We start from the raw sequence: 19424 nt of genomic DNA on the forward strand, positions 1-19424 counted from the left end.
GTGCCGGGGTGCCGGCGGGAAAGGCGATTACGCTGCGGGAGCGATGAAAGCCAGTTCCAGGTTGATGGCCACCTTGTCGCTCACCAGGACGCCGCCGGTCTCCAGGAGAGCGTTCCAGGTCAGGCCGAAGTCCTTGCGGCTGATGGTGGTCTCAGCGGAAACGCCGGCGCGGGTGTTGCCGAACGGGTCCACGGCCACGCCGTTGAACTCGGTGTCCAGCGTGACGGGGCGGGTGACGCCCTTGATGGTCAGGTCCCCGGTCAGCTCGTAGCTGTTGCCCTTGGCTACCAGGCCGTTGGAGACGAAGGAGATCTCGGGGAACTTCTCCACGTCGAAGAAGTCCTCGCCCTTGACGTGGCCGTCGCGGTTGGCATCGCCGGAATCGAAGCTGGCCGTGTTGATGGTGGCGTTGATCTTCGCGCCGGCCACATCCTCAGGGAGGTCCAGGGTTGCTGCGGCTTCCTTGAACTGGCCGCGGACCTTGCTGATGCCCGCGTGGCGGACGGTGAAGCCGATCTCGCTGTGGGAGTTGTCCAGGGTCCAGGTGCCGGTGGTGACGTCTGCGGGAAGTGCCATGATTTTGCTCCTTGTGTGTGCTGTGAGGGTTCTGCTATTGAAGCTTCATCTGTTGAAGTATCAACTAACTGCTGCATCCAGTATAAACATGCATTTGCATGTTTCATTCCCCTCTTCGGAACATTTCTTCAAAAACTTCAGTTCTACTCTGTGTAGAAGATTTCGGATCGCACGCCATCTTTGAGAAACTGGTAAACATGCCCCAAGCCACTGTCCATTTGCTCCGCCACGGCGAGGTCCACAACCCTGACGGCGTTCTGTACGGAAGGCTGCCCGAATTCCACCTCTCCGAGCTGGGGCAGGAGATGGCGCGCATGCTCGCCGAGCACTTCCGCCGCCGCGCCGCAGCCGGCGCCCGCATCACCTACCTGGCAGCGTCGCCGCTGGACCGTGCGCAGGAAACTGCACGGCCGACGTCGGACGCCCTGCACCTGGAAATCCACACGGACGAGCGGATCATCGAGGCGGAGAACTACTTCGAGGGCATGAAGGTCACCAAGGCGGAGCTTCGCCGGCCCAAGCACTGGCCCAGGCTGGTCAACCCGCTGCGGCCCTCGTGGGGCGAGCCCTACAGGAACCAGGCCTCCCGGGTGATGGAAGCGGTGCAGGATGCAAGGCTGCGCGCCATCGAACTGGCAGCCGGGGACTTCGGAACGGACGGGCCTGAAGCGATCATGGTCAGCCACCAGCTCCCCATCTGGGCCACCCGGCTGAGCGCCGAGGGCAGGCCCCTGTGGCACGACCCCCGGAAGCGTGAATGCACGCTGACATCCATCACGTCGCTGGTGTTCGACGACGGCGGCGCGCTCCTGCGCGTGCAGTACAGCGAACCGGCGGCATCCCTACTTCCGGGTGCGGCAAGCACCCCTGGAGCCTAGTAGTGACCGACAGTAATGAAAGGAACGGGCTGCCCCCTGCGCCCGTCACCTCCCGCCGCAGCCTGCTTGCTGCCGGCGGCCTCGCCCTGACCGCCCTGGCCCTGGGGCTGTCCGGCTGTGCGCAGGAGGACGCCCTGGCGCAGCAGGCCAAAGCGGGGGACAACAAGAACTATGTGGCCGGGGACGGGTCCGTCACGGAGTTCGCCGCCGGAGACCGCAAGTCCGCCATCCAGGTCAACGGCACCCTGTTTAACGGCACCGCGGTTGCGCCCGCCGACTTCCAGGGCAAAGTGACAGTCCTGAACTTCTGGTTCGCGGCCTGCGCCCCCTGCCGGGTGGAAGCGCCCATCCTGGAAGAGCTCCACCAGGAATTCAAGGACCAGGGCGTGCAGTTCTTCGGCGTCAACCTCCGGGACGAGAAAGCCACGGCAGAGGCGTTCGAGAAGAACTTCAACCTGACCTATCCGAGCTTCGACGACAAGGACGGCGGCGTCCTCCTGGCCGTCTCCGGGCTGGTTCCGCCCGGCGCGGTTCCCACCACCCTGGTGCTGGACAAGCAGGGCCGCGTGGCCTCCCGTGTCCTGGGCGAAGTCCAAAAGGGCACCCTGAAGGCCCTCATCGCTGCCGCCGTGGCAGAGTAGCGGCGGCCCGGACCGTGAACAGCCCCTTCGCCGAAGCCATCCTGAACGGCTCGCTCCTCCTTGCCATTCCCGTGGCACTGCTGGCCGGACTGGTTTCCTTCCTCTCGCCCTGCGTCCTGCCCCTGGTTCCCGGGTACCTGGGTTACGTCACCGGGCTGAGCGGCGTGGACCTGGAAAAGCAGAAGCGCGGCCGGATGCTGCTGGGCATTGGACTGTTCGTGCTCGGCTTCTCCGTGATCTTCGTCCTGCTGGGCGGTGCCTTCGGCCAGCTGGGAACCCTCATCACTGGCACGCAGAATGCCTGGATCACCCAGCTCCTGGGCATCCTGGTGATCGTCATGGGCGTGGTGTTCATGGGCGGCTTCAGCTGGCTGCAGCGCGACGCCAAGATCCACGCCAAGCCGCCGGCCGGGCTCTGGGGCGCGCCGCTGTTGGGCCTGACCTTCGGGCTGGGCTGGGCGCCGTGCATCGGCCCCACCTACTCCGCCGTCCAGCTGCTGAGCCTCTCCGGCGGCTCCTCCGCCGCCAAGGGCGCCTTCCTGGCCTTTGTCTACAGCCTGGGCCTGGGCATTCCCTTCCTGCTGATCGCTTTGGCACTCCGCCGCGGCATGGGTGTGATGGCGTTCTTCCGCAAGCACCGCCTGGCCATCCAGCGCACCGGCGGGGGCATCCTGGTGGTGCTGGGCCTGCTGATGGCCAGCGGCGTCTGGGGCGCCTGGGTGACCGAACTCCAGTACTGGTTCCAAACCGATGTGAAGTTGCCGATCTGATGAGCGAGCGCGTGAACGTAGACAAGAAATCTTCCGCCCCGGTCACTGGCGCCGGTGCGCCAGGTTCCAAGGCGGACGCCGCGCTGCCGGCCCTGGGCCCCAAAGAGATGCTGCGCTGGGCGTGGACCCAGCTGACCAGCATGCGCACGGCGCTTTTCCTGCTGCTGCTCCTGGCCGTCGCGGCCGTGCCGGGCTCGCTGTTCCCGCAGCGCCCGGCCAATCCCGCCGTCGTCACCCAGTACATCAAGGACAACCCGGACTACGGAAAGCTGCTGGACACCCTGCAGCTGTACGACGTCTACTCTTCGGCCTGGTTCTCGGCCATCTACCTGCTGCTGTTCATCTCGCTGATCGGCTGCGTGGTGCCCCGCGCCATTGCCCACTACAGGGCCATGCGGTCCCAGCCGCCGCGGACCCCCAAACGCCTGTCCCGCCTTCCCGAGTACGGCACCCTGGTCATACCGGCCGACGCCGGGATTCCGGCGCCCGCGGCCATCCACAGTGCCGCCGGGCTGCTGAGGAAGCGCGGCTACCGCGTTGAAGTGAGGGACGACGACGGCGCGCGGCCGTCTTTGGGCGCCGAGCGCGGCTTCCTGAAGGAAGTGGGAAACCTTGTCTTCCACACTTCCCTCATTGGCGTGCTGGTGTCCGTGGCCGCTGGCGGCCTGTTCGGCTACAGCGGCCAGCGCATCCTGGTGGAGGGCGACACCTTCGTGAACACCCTGGTGGGCTATGACCAGTTCAACCCCGGCACCAACTTCCAGTCCAGCCAGCTGCAGCCCTACTCCATCCAGCTGGACAAGTTCGACATCACCTTCGACCGCGAATCCCGGGGCAAGTTCGGCCAGCCCATCGATTTCTCCGCCGCCGTCACCACCAAGGAAAACCCGGACGCACCCGCGCGCCAGGAAACCCTGAAGGTCAACGATCCCATCACCCTCGGTGGCACCAGCATCTACCTGACCGGCAACGGCTACGCTCCCGTGGTGACCATCCGGGACGGCGCCGGCAACGTGGCCATGCAGGGACCCGTGGTGGCCAAGCTGCAGGGGGACAACTACTACTCCTCCGTGGTGATCAAGGTTCCCGACGCCAAGCCAGACCAGCTGGGGTTCGCGGGCTTCTTCCTGCCCACCGCCTTCGTCTCCAACGAGGGGGTCTCCTTCAGCGGGGACCCGGAACTGTTCAACCCGCAGCTGACGCTCAACTCCTACTACGGGGATCTCGGCCTGGATGACGGGGCTCCGCAGAACGTCTTCGAACTGGACGTCAAGGACCTCACACCGCTGAACGCACGGAACCTGGACGCCGGCGGCATTACCCTGGCCCCCGGGACCAGCTACACGCTGCCGGACGGTAAAGGCACCATCAGCTTCGACGGCGTCAAGCGCTACATCGGCGTGGACATCCACCACAACCCCGGGCAGGCCTACGCCCTGGTGTTTGCGCTCCTGGCCGTGGCCGGACTGATCCTCTCGCTTTACGTCAACCGCCGCCGGGTGTGGATCCGCACGGGCACCCACGAGGACGGCCGCACCATGGTTGAGTACGGACTCCTGGCCCGCGGCGAGGACCACCGGCTTGCTGCCGAAGCCGCCGCCCTCCGTCAACTGCTCGGCGGTGAGTGGCAGCTGGACCCCGGGCCGGACACTGCACAGCCGGGGGATTCCCAGCAAACACCCAGCAGCGTGCGCGAGAATAGCGCCGGCGCTGCCGCAACCGCAGGCCCAGCCACCACCCCAGCCGGCCCCCCAGGGCCCGAAAAGGACCAGTAATGCCGTTTGGAATCAACGAAACCATGGGCCAGTACAGCGAGCTGTTCATGCTCCTGGCGGCCGGCACATACACGGTGGCCTTCATCGCCTTCGCCTGGGACCTGGCCAAGAGCAGCAAGGCCCTGCGCACCATCGACCTGAAGGCTGCGCAGGCCGGCCTCGACGGCCACACCCGGGAGGCAGCCAAGGTTCCGGTGGCGGCCGGGGCGGGGGAGCGCGCTGAAACGCACCTGGCCGGACCTGCCGGCAGGGCCGAGCGGCCGTCGTCGTCCACTGCCAGGACCGCAGGGGCAGGGGCCGGAGGCGTGGCCACCGCCGACGCTGACATGCGGTACGCCGCTGAACGCCGCGCCCCCGCCCGGGTAGCCGTGGCCCTGACCGTCCTCGGCGCACTGATCCATGGTGCCGGTGTCGTGACCCGGGCGCTGGGTGCGGGACGCGTGCCCTGGGGCAACATGTACGAATTCCTCACCACCGGCGCCTTCGTGGCGGTGGCGGTTTTCCTGCTGGTCCTGGTCCGCCGCGACCTCCGCTTCCTGGGTACCTTCGTGGTGGGCCTGGCCATCATCATGCTGGTGGCCGCGTCCGTGGCCTACTGGACCCCGGTGGGCCACCTGGTTCCCGCCCTGCAGAGCTACTGGCTGATCATCCACGTGTCCATCGCCGTACTGTCCTCTGCGCTGTTCACCCTGACGTTCGCCATGTCCGCGCTCCAGCTGGTCCAATCGCACCGGCAGAAATCGGTGGCTGCCGGTGGCGCTGACAAGCTCGGCTTCATGCGCCTGGTGCCGTCCGCGCTGAGCCTGGAGAACCTGTCCTACCGCATCAATGCCATCGCTTTCATCGGCTGGACCTTCACCCTCATGTTCGGCGCCATCTGGGCCGAGAAGGCGTGGGGACGGTTCTGGGGCTGGGACACCAAGGAGGTGTGGACCTTCGTCATCTGGGTGGTCTACGCAGGCTACCTCCACGCGCGCGCAACGCGCGGGTGGACGGGCACGCGGGCTGCCTGGCTGTCGATCGTGGGCTACCTTTGCGTCATCTTCAATTTCACCATCGTGAACCAATTCTTCAACGGCCTCCACTCCTATTCAGGGCTCTGAGCAGGGGTTTCTTCCGGAGGCCAAGGCGCCGGGCAGGGAAATAACAATTCGTTTTAGCAATGGGGGTGTTCCCGGTCCGGCCGTAATGCTACCTTGGTGACGTTCGCCAGTGATGAAGCTTGCAGGCGAAACGACAGTATTCCCTGAGGTACCCCATGAGCTACGTTCTCGCCATCGATGTCGGGACCAGCTTCACCGCTGCTGCCGTTGCACGCTTCGATCACGGTACCTCCTCTTCTCCTGAGTGCCTCCCGCTGGGAATCCGCGGAACCTCAGTACCCTCTGTGCTGTTTTACCCGGAGGAAGGCCCCGTCCTGGTGGGGGAAGCCGCGGAACGCCGCGGGCTTGATTCCCCGGGCCGGGTGGTACGGGAATTCAAGCGCCGGATGGGCGACGCCGTGCCGATCTCCGTGGGCACGCTCTCCCTGCCCGCCGAGGACGTCTTCGCCACCATGGCCCGCTGGGTGGCCGACCGCGCGGAGGAACGCGAGGGGGCGCCGCCGTCGGAGATCATCCTGACCCACCCGGCCGCCTGGGGGAGCCACCGCACCTCGCTCCTCAGGGAAGCCCTGGCCGCCAGGAGCCTGCAGAACGTTGCCCTGGTGACGGAACCGGAGGCCGCAGCCCTGCATTACGCCTCCCAGGTGCGCGTGGAAGAGGGAAGCACCATTGCCGTCTACGACCTTGGCGGCGGAACCTTCGACACGGCCGTCCTACGGAAGGCCGGCAACAACCGGTTTGAGCTGCTGGGCCGCCCGGAAGGCATCGAAAACCTTGGGGGAGCCGACTTTGATGCGGCGGTCCTGCGCTACGTGGCCAGTAACACCGGCGGCGTCCTCTCCAGCCTCGATACCTCCGATCCCGGGGCCCGCGCTGCGCTGGCGAGGCTGCAGCGCGAATGCGTGGAAGCCAAGGAGGCGCTCTCCGCGGACAGCGAAGCCAGCATCTCCGTCCTGCTGCCGGGATTCCACCAGCAGGTGCGCCTGGTCCGTTCCGAATTCGAGGCACTGATCAACGAGCCCATCCGGGACACGGTGGACGCGCTGGAACAGTCCCTGGCCAGCCTGAGGCTGGAACCGGCGGACCTTTCCGCCGTGCTGCTCATTGGCGGATCATCGAGGATCCCCCTGGTTGCGCAGGTGATCTCCGAACAGCTGGACCGGCCCATCGCCGTCGACGCTGATCCCAAGTCCTCCATTTGCCTCGGTGCTGCCGCCGCGGCTGTCCTGGCGCGCGAGGCAGCCGCCGCCGAGGTTGCGGCGCAGGCTGCCGCTGCGGCGGAAGCCGGCCGTGCCGCCGCGGCCCGTGATGCGGCCGCACCGGGTTACGCGCCCGGACGGCTGGCGAGCTGGTCGCGGAAGAGCACGACGGCGGCAGGCGCGATGGCTGGAATCGCAGCCCAGGGTGCCGGGCATGGCCAGCACGGACACCGGGGCGGCGCCCATGCGCCGAAACCTACGGTTCGGCTGACCGCCATCGCGGCAGCTGCGGCCGCGTTCACGGTCCTTTCGGCTACCGCTGCCCAGAGCCCCGAGGGCCTCAGCAGCCTGACATCCATCTTCACCCCCAAGGCGGACGCCGCCCCCGAGAAGGGTTCTTCCTTAGGCGGCTCGGGCGGCGGCGGAGGAGTCGGCGGGGCGGCAGCGGCCGGTGCCGGTGCGGAAGCGCAGGAACCTGCGAGGGGCATCGAAGCCAGTGCCAGCACGAAGGACTCCGCCCCGGGCGGCGCGGGCCTGGACGTGGCCGCCTCACCCACCAGCAGGCCGACGTCCAGCGCCGCCGCGGAGCAGGCTGCCGCGGACTCCGGCGGAACGGGCGCTCTTGACACCGGTACCGGTACAGCTGACTCCGCCGGAACCGGTGCCGGCGGAGTTACGGAGCCCGTCGGCACACCCACTGTCCCTGCCGGAACGGTTGATCCTGCGCCGGGTACAAGCGAACCAGTGCCGGTTGAGACGGGAACGGGGAGCCCTGTCCCCGTGGACCCGCCGCCGACGACTGAGGAGCCGCCCGCGACCGAGGAGCCTCCGCCAGTGACCGAGGAGCCCCCGCCAGCTACTGAGGAGCCTCCGCCCCCGGTGACGGAGGAGCCCACGCCGCCGGCAACCGAGGAGCCGCCGCCTTCCGCGCCCGAACCCACCGCGTCCACGGCCACGGAGTCCGCTCCGGCCACCGATCCGGCCACGGCCACGGAGGCCGCTCCGGCCACCGATCCGGCCACGGCCGCTGAACCGGCGGCTTGAGCATGACCGGGAATGAGATCCGGCCGGTGACCCTGTTGCCCGAGCTGAACCACCACGTGCAGGAGCCCGGTGCCGCAGAACAGATGGCCCGGCAGCTCAAAGGCGAGAACGCTGCCATGCGTGAATTGCTGCTGGCCCTTTCCGTCGGCTTCGTCCTGCCTGGACCACTGCCAGCGGACCTGCAGCGCAGACTTGACACTGGCGACGTGCAAAGCCTTGGCGCCCTTGTGGAACGGGCAGAAGCTGCAGGACTCCTGACGGCAGACGGGACCGTGGCGGGGCCGGCGCAGCAAGCCCTGCTTGCCGTCGTCCCCGCCGCCAAGGTCCATGCGCTTCAGCGCGAGCTCGTTACGGTGTACGCCAGGGACGGCGTGCCCCTCGGCGACGTCGCCCGCGAACTGGCGCGCGGAGGCCTGGCAGATTCCCGCGTGGCGGCTGAACTGGAGCATGCGGCCGACAAGGCTCTTGACCATGATCCTGCGCTGGCGTCCCAACTCTATGGGGAAGCCCTGCTGGCAGGGGCCGACGAAGCAGCGACCGCCGCCCGCCGCGCGCAGGCCGCAGCAGCGAACGGCGACCTGGACGCAGCTACGCGGATCATCGACTCGCTGCTCGTGTGCGACGATCCGCCGGACGTGCGCCGGGGCGTGGACGTGGCCGCAGCAGTCTGGGCCCAGAGAGGCATGCTGGCGCGGGCAGCGGACGTGTACAGCTGGCTGGGTGCCAGCCGGATTGGACCATCAGCCCCCCTCGCGGCAGTGGCCATGATCGGGTGCGGCAACCGGGCCGGCGCGGAAGCACTTTTCCAGCCGGCCGCGCCGCCCGCTTCTCCCACCCTCCTGGCTGCCACGCTGGTCGAGACAGGGAAGGGCATCTACGGATCAGTAAGCGCGGACCCGCAGCAGGCACTCCCTGTGCTGATCCATGCCTCGGACATGTTCAATGCGGCAAACGCGGCGCTTCCCCTTCCGGAGACGCCGGCCGCAATGGCTGCCCTCCTGGCACTGCACAGCGGAGAGCCGCGGCTGGCGGAAACCGTGTGCCGGTCTGCCACCGCTGCCGGCCAGGGCGGCAATGCCGCGAAGCCCAGGCTTTTCCTGCTTCAGGCGTGGTCTGCCATGCAGCAGGACAAACTCGAGGATGCCCGGCTCGCGATCAACGAGGCCTCCAAAGCGAACCACTGGCCGCTCGTGCCCAGGGACGAGTTCCTGCGCGCAGCCCTGGAAGTTGGCCTGGCCAGGCGGAACGGCGACGTGCCGGAACTCATCATGGCGTGGGAGCGGGCCCGGGAAGCCATGCTGCACACGTCCGTGGACCTCTACAGCCTCCTGCCATGGGGCGAGCTCATGATCACGGCCGCCCGCCTCAGGGAGACCCGGCGGGTGGCGCACTACCTCACCGAAGCGTGGCAGCTTCTTGACCGGCTGGGCGATCCGCCGCTGTGGGCCGTTCCCTTCCACTGGGCGGCGGTCCAAGCAGCGTTGCTGAGCGAAGACCCCGCGGGCCTCGCGCCCCATGCGGCGGCGCTGGCACGGGCGGCGCGTGACAGCCACCTCGCCGCGGTGCTTGCCGCAGCGGGCAAAGCCTGGGTGTCGGTCCTGGCCGGGAGGATGACGCCCGCTGATGTGGAGGCCGCTGCCCGGGGCCTGGGCAGGGTGGGCATGCCCTGGGAGGGCGCCAGGCTGGCCGGGCATGCAGCGGCGCGGGCAGAGGAGCGTAAGGACATGGTGCGGCTGCTGTCCTGTGCCAGGGACCTGCATCCCCAGGTGAGCCCGGCAGTCAACGGCTCATCCGGCCCCGCGGCCCGCAGCACCCCTGCCGCCGCTGAGGCGGCCGGCAGCCTGCAGCCGGACGGTCCGGGGCTGAGCGAAAGGGAAAAGGAAGTGGCCCGCCTGGTGCTCGAGGGCAAGACGTACCGCGAGATCGGCGAGGCCATCTACATCTCCCCGCGGACCGCTGAACACCACATCGCCAGGATGCGCCGCCGCCTTGGCGCTGAAAACCGCTCCGACCTGCTGGCCCGGCTCCGCCTAGCCTTGGGCCCCGAGGACCCTATGCAGGAATAACCCCCTAACGCCCTAACGGCACGGGGCCCGATTCCCCGGCGGAAAGCCATCCGGTAGGGGGAATCGGCCCGATGCCCGGTCCTTGGCCCGAACCATACGTTTGATGCAAGCCCGGTTACGACGCCGAGCGATCCGCAACTCAGAGAAGATTGAGGACAAATCAAATGACGCTCGCAAACGACCTCGTCCAGTTCCTGATGCACCTCTTCGGCAACCGCCAGGCCGCACAGGACTTCCTGGACAATCCCGAGAAGGTTCTGGAAGACCACGGCTTCGGTGAAGTCTGCTCCGCAGATGTGGATGCCGCAATGCCGGTAGTCCTGGACTACGCACCAGTCACCACCTCCCGGTTCGACCGCGAGTACAACACCGGCGGCAACACGTCCTGGACCGGCCACATCGGCGGCGGCGGCGGGGGCGCGGGCGGCACCGGACACACTCCTCCTGCAGGTGGCGGAAGCGGCGGCGGACACCACGACCACGATGACCACGCCCACGCGGTCCAGCAGCTCCACCACGTGGTGAACAATTACTCCTACACCTCAACGGTGGATGACCGGGACAACATCGTTGACCAGTCCGTCAACCAGAACATCTGGGCCGAGGGCGACGTTGAGCAGTGGTTCGACAATGACTCCGTCATCGCCTCGGGGGACCGCTCCGTCGCAGCCGGCGACGACGCATACGTCCGGGACTCCAACAACATCAGCGATTCCAACAACACGGACAATTCCGCGGACAACTCCACGGACAACTCGGTCCACGCCGGCGGCGACGTCAACATCGGCAACGAGAAGACGGACATCGACGACTCCTTCAACACAGACCTGGATGTTGACGTGGCTGATTCGTTCAACGACAACTCGGACAACTCCGTGAACCACGATATGGATGTCGCCGTCGAGGATTCCTTCAACGACAACTCCGACAACTCGGACAACTCGGACAACAGCGTGGACAACACGGACAACTCCACGGACGTTGCCATTGAAGATTCCTTCAACGAAGACAGCTCCACCAACACCGACGTGGACGTCGCACTGGAGGATTCGTTCAACGACAACTCCACCACGGAGACCAACACCACCGAGGTTGCGATCGAGGACTCGTTCCAGGACAACTCCACCGCGGAGACCAACACCACCGAGGTTGCGATCGAGGACTCGTTCCAGGACAACTCCGAGACCGAGATGACCCACACCGAGGACAACTCCACCAACACCGACGTGTACGTGGAAGACATCGAGGTCAACACGGCCATAGACGATTCAGTCGCCGGCTAGGCGGCCCCGGGGGCAGCGGAAGTGCCCGGCAGGAGGTTTCTCCCTCCTGCCGGGCTTTTCGGGGCTCACCCCCCGTTCCATTTCCGAGAATTGAGGCAAAGGACAGACCGTGGCAGAAGCAGGAACGGCAGGACAGCCAACGCCGGCAAGCGCGGGGCAGCTCATCAAGCTGGTGGAGCAAGGCCTTCAGCTGGTGGGCACGGGGGACAGGGCGGATCTCCGCAAACGCCTGCACCAAACCCTGGCAAGGCTGAAGGACCCGAGCATCCGGGTGATCGTCGTCGGCGAATTCAAGCAAGGCAAGAGCAAGCTCATCAATGCCCTGGTTAATGCCCCTGTGTGCCCGGTGGATGACGACATCGCCACCTCCGTCCCCACGGTGGTCCGCTACGGCGATCCCGCCTCGGCGAGCATCCTGGTGCCAAAAGACGGCACGGACGCCCCGGACGAATCCAACGTGGAGCGGCAGCCAGTCAACATTGCCGAACTTGCCGCCTTCGTTTCAGAACGCGGCAACCCTGGCAACAGCAAGAAACTTGTGGCCGCCGAGGTCTGCCTTCCCCGCAGGATACTGACCGGCGGACTCACCGTTATCGACTCCCCGGGCGTTGGCGGCATGGGATCCTCACACACCCTGACCACCCTCACCGCACTGCCCACAGCGGATGCCATGCTGCTGGTCAGCGACGCCTCGCAGGAATACACCGAACCGGAACTGCGCTTCCTCCGGCAGGCCATGCGGATCACCCCCAGTGTGGTGGGGGTCCTGTCCAAGACCGACCTCTACCCGGAATGGCGTCGCGTCGAGGAGCTGGACCGGGCCCACCTGGCCCAGGTTGCGCCGGACATCCCGCTCTACCCCGTCTCCTCCGACCTGCGCCTGGAGGCTTCCCGGCTCCAGGATGCCGAGCTAAACGCCGAATCCGGCTTCCCGGGGCTGATCACGCACCTCCGGAACGAGATCCTGGGCAAGGCGCAGCGCCTCCAGCGGCGTTCGGTGAGCCAGGACCTGCTGTCAGTTACGGAAAACCTGCGGCTCTCGCTGCAGTCCGAGCTTGAAGCCCTCGAGAACCCGCAGGGTACGCCCCAGATGATCGCGGGGCTGGAGCTGGCCAAGGCCGAGGCGGACGACCTGCGGAAACGCTCCGCGCGGTGGCAGGTCACCCTCAACGACGGCATCAGCGACCTGATCGCGGACATGGAATACGACCTCCGGGACCGGCTGCGGCGGATCCAGCGGGAAGCCGAGACAGCCATAGACCAGGGCGACCCGGGACCCACGTGGCCGCAGTTCTCCAAGTGGCTCGAGGAATGCGCGGCGGCCGCCATTTCGGACACGTTCGTATGGACCAGTGAACGGGCCCAGTGGCTGGCGGCGCAGGTGGCAGAACACTTCGCTGCCGATGAAGTCACCCTGCCGGTGTTCCGCGTCTCCGACACCGGGGATGCCCTGGACCCCGTGGACGAAATGCCAACGCTCGACGACGGACGCATCAAGCCGGTGCAGAAGGTCCTGATCGGCATGCGCGGATCCTACGGCGGTGTGCTGATGTTTGGCCTCCTGACGGGGATCTTTGGGATGGCTTTGATCAATCCCCTCTCCGTGGGGGCCGGGCTGTTGCTGGGACGCAAGGCATTCCGGGAAGACCAGGAAGCGCGGCTCAAGCGCCGGCAGGCCGAAGCCAAGGCGCTGGTACGGCGCCAGCTGGACGATGTCACGTTCCAGGTAGGCAAGCAGCTGAAGGACCGGCTGCGGCTGGTTCAGCGCTCCATCCGTGACCACTTCACGGAGATCGCGGACGAGCACCACCGTTCGCTGACGGACTCTGTAGCGGCAGCGCAACAGGCAGCCACCACATACGCCCTCGAAAAGGACGCCCGCATCCGGGAGATCAAGGCGGAGCTTAAGAAGGTTGACGCGGTGTCCCGCGCCGCCGCAGCTGTTGCCGCAGAGGTATCTGCGGCAACGCCCCGCCAGGCGGGCGGAGGCCAGGACACTGCCCGGCCTTCAGCCGGCCGGCCGGCGGGGGCTTCAACCGTGGCGGCCGTGGGATGAAGAACCCTACGATGGCCGGTGCCAAGGAGCTGGTTGCCGCCGCCCTGGAAGTGTACGGGGATGATCCTGCTGCCTCCGACGCGCTCAAGGGCTATGGGCGCAGGCTGTCCGAGCCCCTGCGGATCGCCATCGCCGGAATGGTGAAAGCCGGAAAGTCCACGCTGCTGAACGCGATTATCGGGGAAGAGATAGCTCCCACGGATACCGGCGAATGCACCCGGATCATCACGTGGTACCGGCACGGGCACACGCCCCGCATCACGCTATACCCGGTGCAGGGCGAACCCAGGAGCCTGCCCCTCAAACGCGTGGACGGGCGGCTGGTGTTCGTCTTGGGGGACGTGCGGGCGGAGGACGTGGAGCGCCTGGACGTCCAGTGGCCCGCGCCGGGCCTGAAAGACATGACGCTGATCGATACCCCCGGCATAGCCTCGCTCTCGGGGGACATATCTGCACGGTCCACCAGCTTCCTGACCCCCTCGGATACCCCGTCGGAGGCTGATGCCATCATCTACCTGATGCGGCACATGCACGCCTCGGACCTAAGGTTCCTGGAATCCTTTGCCGACACCGCCGTGGGCCGCTCAGGCACCGTGAATGCCATTGCCGTCCTGTCCCGGGCCGACGAGGTGGGCGCAGGACGGATCGATTCCCTCCTGTCCGCCGGAGACATCGCCGAAAGGTACCGTCGCGACCACAACCTGAGGAAGCTGGCGCTGGGTGTGGTACCCGTTGCCGGCCTCCTGGCGCAAAGTGCCCGGACCATGCGCCAGCCGGACTTCCGCGCGCTTGAACTGCTGGCCGGCATGGACCGCGCGGCCAGGGAAAGGATGATGCTCTCGGCGGACCGGTTCCTCCGCGCAACGGATCCGGAAGGCATGACGGCTGAGGCCCGGGCCTCGCTGCTGGAGAGATACGGCCTTTTTGGCATCCGCCTGGCGGTGGTCCTGCTCCGGAATGGATTCGACCAGCCAACGCCACTGGCCCACGAGCTTGCCCGGCGCAGCGGCCTGGACCCGCTGCTGGAGACGGTGGGCCGGCAGTTCCAGGCACGGGCAGATGCGTTGAAGGCCCGGACAGCCTTGGCGGGGGTGGAAGCCCTGCTCCGCGCTTCTCCCCGCAAGGGGACCGAGCACCTCGCCGAGGCCTTGGAGAAGCTGCAGGCCAACGCCCATGAGTTCCGGGAACTGCGGCTGTTGTCGACGCTGCGGACCACCGGCGTCGGACTGAACCCCGAGTTTGCCGCCGAAGCAGAGGCACTCATCGGGGGCCTGGGTGCTGCCTCCCATGTACGGCTCGGGCTGGGCCCGGATGCCACCCCCGAACAGTTGGCTGACGAGGCACGGCGTTTGCTGTCCCGCTGGCGTGCACTGGCGGAGAACCCGCTGACGGACCGGGCGGCCCAGGACGCCTGCCGGGTGGTGATCCGCAGCTGCGAAGGCATCGTGGCGGAATGTTCAGTGCGCGAATTCCAGCGTCAGCTCGCCCAACACTCGTCGCGCCAGGCCAAACCGTTACCGGCCTGACCTGAGCCAGGCGGCAGCGGACGGGAAGAAGAACAGGACGAGCCCGATGAATGCCAGCAGGATCTCGATGCCCCAGAGGATGGCCACATAGCTGCCGGCGTCGCCCGGGGGCACCAGGAACGTGGCCGTCACCACCATGACCAGCACGTGCCCCGCCAGCAGCGGGACCAGTGCCAACCGGGCCCAGCCCTGCCGGCCTGCCACCACGCCGAGCATTGCCGCCTCGAGGAGCATTACCAGCAGCAGCGCACCGATGCTTCCCCAAAAGACGATGGCGGTGGCCGTGGTTATGGCGGTCTCGTCGCCGCCGGGAGCCGTTTCCTGCACCACGCTTCGCAGCCGTTCCAAGTGGGAGTCCCGGGTAAGGAAGGAGCCCACCAGGACCGCCAACCCGGCCACGAAGCTGAACAGCCAGAGGTTCCTGGCCACCCGGACGCTCCCCGGTGCCGGCGGGACCACCACGATCGGTGCCGGGGACGAATAGGACAGCCCGGGCCGCGGAGGCGGCGCGGGCTGTGTGCGGGGTGGCCCGTCTGGCGGCGAGGCTGCACCGGCAGGGTTCCGCAGCCGGTCTTCTCCGTCAGCGTCGCGGGCCATCAGACTGGTCCCCTACTTCAGTCCGTCGGTGTCGTGTTCGTCGGTCTCGTGCTTGTCTTTCCCGCCGTCGTCGGTCTTTGCCTTGGCGTCCAGCTCATCCTTGAGCTTCTTCAGGCGTGCGGCCTCGGCTTCCTGCCGGCGGCGCACCTCCAGGTTGCGGAGGAAGTCCGGATCGTCGTCCGGGGCGGTGGGGTGGCTGTAGTTCTGGCGCTGCGGGGGAGCGCCGCGCGGCCGGCCGATCAGGAGCCAGAGGACCGCCCCGATCACCGGCAGGACGATCATGACCACGATCCAGGCAGGTTTGGAGATCCCGCGGGTGAGGCGCGCGTCGGTGCGGATCACGTCGACGAGCCCGTACACGAAGATGGCGAGGACTGCGACGGCCAAAACCACACGGAGGAGCATGCCATTAAGTCTATCGTCAGGAGGCGCAGGGGCCGTGGGCGGGAGGCGGCTAAACTTGAATAGTGGCCTTTTTGAAATATTCCCTGATCCGCCTGGCGCTGTTCGCACCCCTGTTCGTGCTTTTCACCTTCCTGGGCCTGGGTGCCCTGATGTCCGTCATCTGCGCGGCCCTGATTGCCTTCGCCGTGAGCTACCTGTTCTTCCAGAAGCAGCGGGACGAAGCAGCGGCAGCACTGCAGCACCGTTTCTCCGGCAAGGCCAAACCGCTGCGTTCGGCCGGCGAGGTCCAGGACGCCCGCGCCGAGGACGCCCTCCTGGACGCCAACCCGGACGTGGCCATCAGCAACGACGCCAAGGACCGCAAGCGCGCTTAGGGCTAGAACCCGTGGCTGAGGACCAGGCCCAGTGAGAACAGCAGGCTGTAGCCGAGGTTGATCAGGCCGGTCTGCTTCAGGACCGGGATCAGGCTCTTGCGCTTGCGGCCGTTGATCATCAGCCATGCCGGCATCAGGCAGGCCGGAATCAGCAGCAGCACAATCAGCATCCACGGCCGGCCGGGAGCCAGGATGACCACCAGCAGGATGGCCACGGCCAGCATCAGCACATAGCTTTCCCGGGCGTGCTTGTCGCCCAGCCGGACCGCCAGGGTCTTCTTGCCGGCCTGCATGTCCGTGGGAATGTCCCGGACGTTGTTGGCCATGAGCAGGGCGGTGGCGATGAGGCCGGTGCCGATCGCGCCGATGATGGAGGGCAGGTTGATCTGCCCGGCCTGGGTGTAGGTGGTGCCCAGGGTTGCCACCAGTCCGAAGAACACAAACACGAAAACATCGCCCAGGCCCATGTAGCCGTAGGGGTTCTTGCCTCCGGTGTAACCCCAGGCGGCCATGACGCAGCCCAGTCCCACCAGGATGAGCCACCAGCTCTGGGTGATCACCACCAGGACCAGCCCGAAGACCATGGCTGCGGCGAACGCGCCGAAGGCGGCCCGCTTGACGTGCTCCGGGCTTGCCGCCCCTGATCCCACAAGCCGCAGCGGGCCCACCCGGTCATCGTCGGTGCCGCGGATGCCGTCCGAGTAGTCGTTGGCGAAGTTCACGCCCACCTGCAGCAGGAGTGCCACGAGCGCCGCGAGGATGGCGTTGAACAGGAGGAACGAATCCATCTCGTAGGCGGCGGCGGAGCCGATCAGCACCGGCGCAATCGCGGCGGGCAGCGTCCGGAGTCGGGCGCCTTGGATCCATTGTGCGGCTGTAGCCACGGTCAGTACCTCGTGTGTGGTTGGGGAGGGCGGCAGGAGGGGGGCCTGCCGGATGGTGCAGGTCTACTTTACTTTCCCTCGTGGAGGGCATTCAGTTCGGCTGTCATGGCCAGCCGGTCCGGTTTGCCGTTCGGCAGCAGCGGCAGCGACGATGCGGCCAGGACCGTTTTGGGTGCCAGGATCCCCAATGTCCGGCGCCATTCCTGCTGAAGGACGACGGCGTGGTCCCGGCTGCGCAGGGCGTCGTCGGCTTCGGCGCCCCGTGCGGACTCTGCCAGCGCCACGTAGGCGGCCACGGCCTGGCCCCATTCCGCGGAGGGCACGCCCGCCACGAAAGCCGCCGCGACGCCGTCGGACTTCACCAGCTCGTCCTGGACGTGCGCCGCGGAAACCTTCATCCCCCCGGTGATGATCACGTCGTCCGCGCGGCCCAGGACGGTCAGGCGGCCGTCCTCGCCGATGCGGCCCAGGTCGCTGGTGCGGTACCAGCGCACGCCGTCCTCCTCGAAGAACGTCTCGGTGCTTTCAGGGGCCTCAAGGTACCCCGCAGCGATGGTGTCACCGCCGAGCAGGATCCGGCCGTCCCCCTCAACCCGGAGGGACACTCCCTCCAGGGGGAAGCCGTCGTAGACGCACCCGCCGGACGTCTCGGCGGAGCCGTAGGTGGTGATGACCCGGACGCCGGCGTCGCGGGCGGCGGCCAGCAGTGAGGCGGGGGCCGGGGCGCCGCCCAGCAGGACGGCGTTGAAGCGGCGGAGCACGGCCAGGGTTTCCGGAGACGGTTCGTCGAGGAGGCGCTGGAGCTGGGTGGGAACGAGGGAGGTGAACCTGATCCTGTCCGTCAGTTCCAGGGCAGCCTCGGTGAAGGCTTCGGGCGTGAAACCCCGGGACATGTCCATGACCCACGGGCGGGTGCCGGCGAACAGGGAACGGACCAGGACCTGGATGCCCGCCACGTACTCCACCGGAAGGGCCAGGAGCCACTGGCCTTCGCCCTTGAGCGCCAGAGCCGTAGCCATGGAGGAGGCAGCCAGAGATTCCACCGTCAACACCGTCGCCTTGGGGGCGCCGGTGGAGCCGGACGTGCGCACCACGGCCACCGCGTCATCGCAGCCGGGAGTTTCCACATGTCCCACCAGCAGGGCGCCGTCGCTCCCGACGGAGAGTTCGACGGCGGGGCCCTCGCCGTGGAGGGCGGCCGCGAGGGCCTTGAGGGCGGGCTCTACATTGAGTGGGCCGCTGTTCATATGCCGCTCCTGGCTAGAAGTAGTACGGGAAGGAGGACCAGTCGGGTTCGCGTTTTTGCAGGAAGGCTTCCTTGCCCTCCACCGCCTCGTCCGTCATGTACGCCAGCCGCGTGGCCTCGCCGGCGAACACCTGCTGGCCGGCCAGGCCGTCGTCGGCAAGGTTGAAGGCGAACTTGAGCATGCGGATGGCCTGCGGCGACTGCCGGGCAATATCAGCTGCGTACTCCAAGGCAACCTCTTCCAGGCGTTCGTGGTCCACGGCCTCGTTCACCGCACCCATCCGCACCATGTCCCCGGCGGAATATTCGCGGGCCAGGAAGAAGATCTCGCGCGCTGCCTTCTGCCCGATCTGCCGTGCGAGCAGGGCGGAGCCGTAGCCGGCGTCGAAGCTGCCCACGGTGGCATCCGTCTGCTTGAACTTGCCGTGCTGGCGGGAGGCGATGGTCAGGTCCGCCACGACGTGCAGCGAGTGCCCGCCGCCGGCCGCCCAGCCGTTGACGACGGCGATGACCACCTTCGGCATGGTCCGCATCAGCCGCTGGACTTCCAGGATGTGCAGCCTGCCGGCGCGGGCGGGGTCGATGGTTTCCTGCGACTCGCCGTCTGCTGTGTCTTGTACTACGTACCGATAGCCGTCCCGGCCCCTGATCCGCTGGTCCCCGCCGGAGCAGAAGGAGTGGCCGCCGTCCTTGGGGGAGGGGCCGTTGCCGGTGAGCAGCACGGTGGCAACGTCCGGGGTCATGCGGGCGTGGTCCATGGCACGGTAGAGCTCGTCGACAGTGCCGGGCCGGAACGCGTTCCGCACTTCCGGCCGGTTGAAGGCGATCCGCACCGCGGGCAGGTCACGCACCCACCCGCCGTCGGAATCCCTTTCCACCTGCCGGTGGTACGTCATGTCCTGGAAGTCCTCGAAACCGGCCACGGTCCGCCAGCGGATGGGGTCGAAGACGTCTGACACTTGGGCGGGAATCTGTTTGCTCACTGTCCAAGTCTAGTAATC

The 19424-nt window shown here is 67.3% G+C and carries 17 protein-coding genes; 11 read left to right on the top strand and 6 right to left on the bottom strand.

Annotated elements, in window-relative coordinates:
- Window positions 1-27: 27 nt before the first annotated feature.
- The gene (locus PV768_RS05820; protein ID WP_421092511.1) at window positions 28-576 is read right to left on the bottom strand and encodes a YceI family protein; all 549 of its coding nucleotides are present in this window, start codon (window positions 574-576) and stop codon (window positions 28-30) included.
- A gap of 197 nt (window positions 577-773) precedes the next feature.
- Between PV768_RS05820 and PV768_RS05825 the strand changes: the two genes are divergently transcribed.
- The 10 genes from PV768_RS05825 (at window position 774) to PV768_RS05870 (ending at window position 14917) form a co-directional block, all read left to right on the top strand.
- Window positions 774-1454 carry a histidine phosphatase family protein gene (locus tag PV768_RS05825; RefSeq protein WP_157241245.1) on the top strand — a complete coding sequence of 227 codons (681 nt, stop codon included), beginning with the start codon at window positions 774-776 and terminating at the stop codon, window positions 1452-1454.
- Window positions 1455-1456: 2 nt separating this feature from the next.
- A complete protein-coding gene (locus PV768_RS05830) occupies window positions 1457-2095 on the top strand; it encodes a TlpA family protein disulfide reductase (RefSeq protein ID WP_421092512.1) in 639 nt (212 codons plus the stop codon).
- A 14-nt stretch (window positions 2096-2109) separates the two neighbouring features.
- Window positions 2110-2865 carry a cytochrome c biogenesis CcdA family protein gene (locus PV768_RS05835; protein WP_321214338.1) on the top strand — a complete coding sequence of 252 codons (756 nt, stop codon included), beginning with the start codon at window positions 2110-2112 and terminating at the stop codon, window positions 2863-2865.
- Window positions 2865-4640 carry a cytochrome c biogenesis protein ResB gene (resB, locus tag PV768_RS05840; RefSeq protein WP_323056751.1) on the top strand — a complete coding sequence of 592 codons (1776 nt, stop codon included), beginning with the start codon at window positions 2865-2867 and terminating at the stop codon, window positions 4638-4640. Before PV768_RS05835 ends, resB begins: the two co-directional genes overlap by 1 nt.
- Entirely contained in the window at window positions 4640-5743 is a 1104-nt protein-coding gene (ccsB, locus tag PV768_RS05845) for a c-type cytochrome biogenesis protein CcsB (protein ID WP_421092513.1), read from the top strand. The genes resB and ccsB overlap by 1 nt, the downstream gene beginning before the upstream one ends.
- Before the next feature lie 155 nt (window positions 5744-5898).
- The gene (locus PV768_RS05850; protein WP_421092514.1) at window positions 5899-7986 is read left to right on the top strand and encodes an Hsp70 family protein; all 2088 of its coding nucleotides are present in this window, start codon (window positions 5899-5901) and stop codon (window positions 7984-7986) included.
- A 2-nt stretch (window positions 7987-7988) separates the two neighbouring features.
- Window positions 7989-10052 carry a LuxR C-terminal-related transcriptional regulator gene (locus tag PV768_RS05855; protein WP_421092515.1) on the top strand — a complete coding sequence of 688 codons (2064 nt, stop codon included), beginning with the start codon at window positions 7989-7991 and terminating at the stop codon, window positions 10050-10052.
- Window positions 10053-10216: 164 nt separating this feature from the next.
- Window positions 10217-11335 carry an IniB N-terminal domain-containing protein gene (locus tag PV768_RS05860; protein ID WP_157241254.1) on the top strand — a complete coding sequence of 373 codons (1119 nt, stop codon included), beginning with the start codon at window positions 10217-10219 and terminating at the stop codon, window positions 11333-11335.
- Window positions 11336-11444: 109 nt separating this feature from the next.
- Window positions 11445-13391, top strand: a complete 1947-nt coding sequence (locus PV768_RS05865; RefSeq protein ID WP_370460586.1) for a dynamin family protein — start codon at window positions 11445-11447, stop codon at window positions 13389-13391.
- Complete coding sequence (locus PV768_RS05870; protein WP_421092516.1) at window positions 13388-14917, top strand: dynamin family protein; 1530 nt, start codon at window positions 13388-13390, stop codon at window positions 14915-14917. The genes PV768_RS05865 and PV768_RS05870 overlap by 4 nt, the downstream gene beginning before the upstream one ends.
- On the opposite strand, the gene PV768_RS05875 is transcribed toward PV768_RS05870, so the two are convergent.
- Together PV768_RS05875 and PV768_RS05880 are read right to left on the bottom strand one after the other, a co-directional pair.
- Window positions 14906-15514 (bottom strand): hypothetical protein, encoded by a 609-nt coding sequence (locus PV768_RS05875; RefSeq protein ID WP_321214330.1) that lies wholly within the window; start codon window positions 15512-15514, stop codon window positions 14906-14908. The genes PV768_RS05870 and PV768_RS05875 overlap by 12 nt on opposite strands.
- Before the next feature lie 12 nt (window positions 15515-15526).
- Window positions 15527-15919, bottom strand: coding sequence for a PLD nuclease N-terminal domain-containing protein (locus tag PV768_RS05880; RefSeq protein ID WP_157241258.1), 393 nt, complete (start codon window positions 15917-15919; stop codon window positions 15527-15529).
- Window positions 15920-15981: 62 nt separating this feature from the next.
- Between PV768_RS05880 and PV768_RS05885 the strand changes: the two genes are divergently transcribed.
- Complete coding sequence (locus PV768_RS05885; RefSeq protein WP_321214329.1) at window positions 15982-16293, top strand: DUF4229 domain-containing protein; 312 nt, start codon at window positions 15982-15984, stop codon at window positions 16291-16293.
- 2 nt (window positions 16294-16295) lie between these two features.
- On the opposite strand, the gene PV768_RS05890 is transcribed toward PV768_RS05885, so the two are convergent.
- From PV768_RS05890 to PV768_RS05900, 3 genes are all read right to left on the bottom strand, one after another.
- Window positions 16296-17177 carry a 1,4-dihydroxy-2-naphthoate polyprenyltransferase gene (locus PV768_RS05890; protein ID WP_104998946.1) on the bottom strand — a complete coding sequence of 294 codons (882 nt, stop codon included), beginning with the start codon at window positions 17175-17177 and terminating at the stop codon, window positions 16296-16298.
- Window positions 17178-17245: 68 nt separating this feature from the next.
- On the bottom strand, window positions 17246-18424 hold the full coding sequence (locus PV768_RS05895) for an AMP-binding protein (protein WP_421092517.1): 1179 nt from the start codon (window positions 18422-18424) through the stop codon (window positions 17246-17248).
- Window positions 18425-18437: 13 nt separating this feature from the next.
- Window positions 18438-19406 carry a 1,4-dihydroxy-2-naphthoyl-CoA synthase gene (locus PV768_RS05900; protein WP_321214327.1) on the bottom strand — a complete coding sequence of 323 codons (969 nt, stop codon included), beginning with the start codon at window positions 19404-19406 and terminating at the stop codon, window positions 18438-18440.
- Window positions 19407-19424 lie beyond the last annotated feature (18 nt).

The sequence above is a fragment of the Pseudarthrobacter sp. CC4 genome (genome assembly GCF_048957775.1).
Taxonomy (GTDB): Bacteria; Actinomycetota; Actinomycetes; order Actinomycetales; family Micrococcaceae; genus Arthrobacter.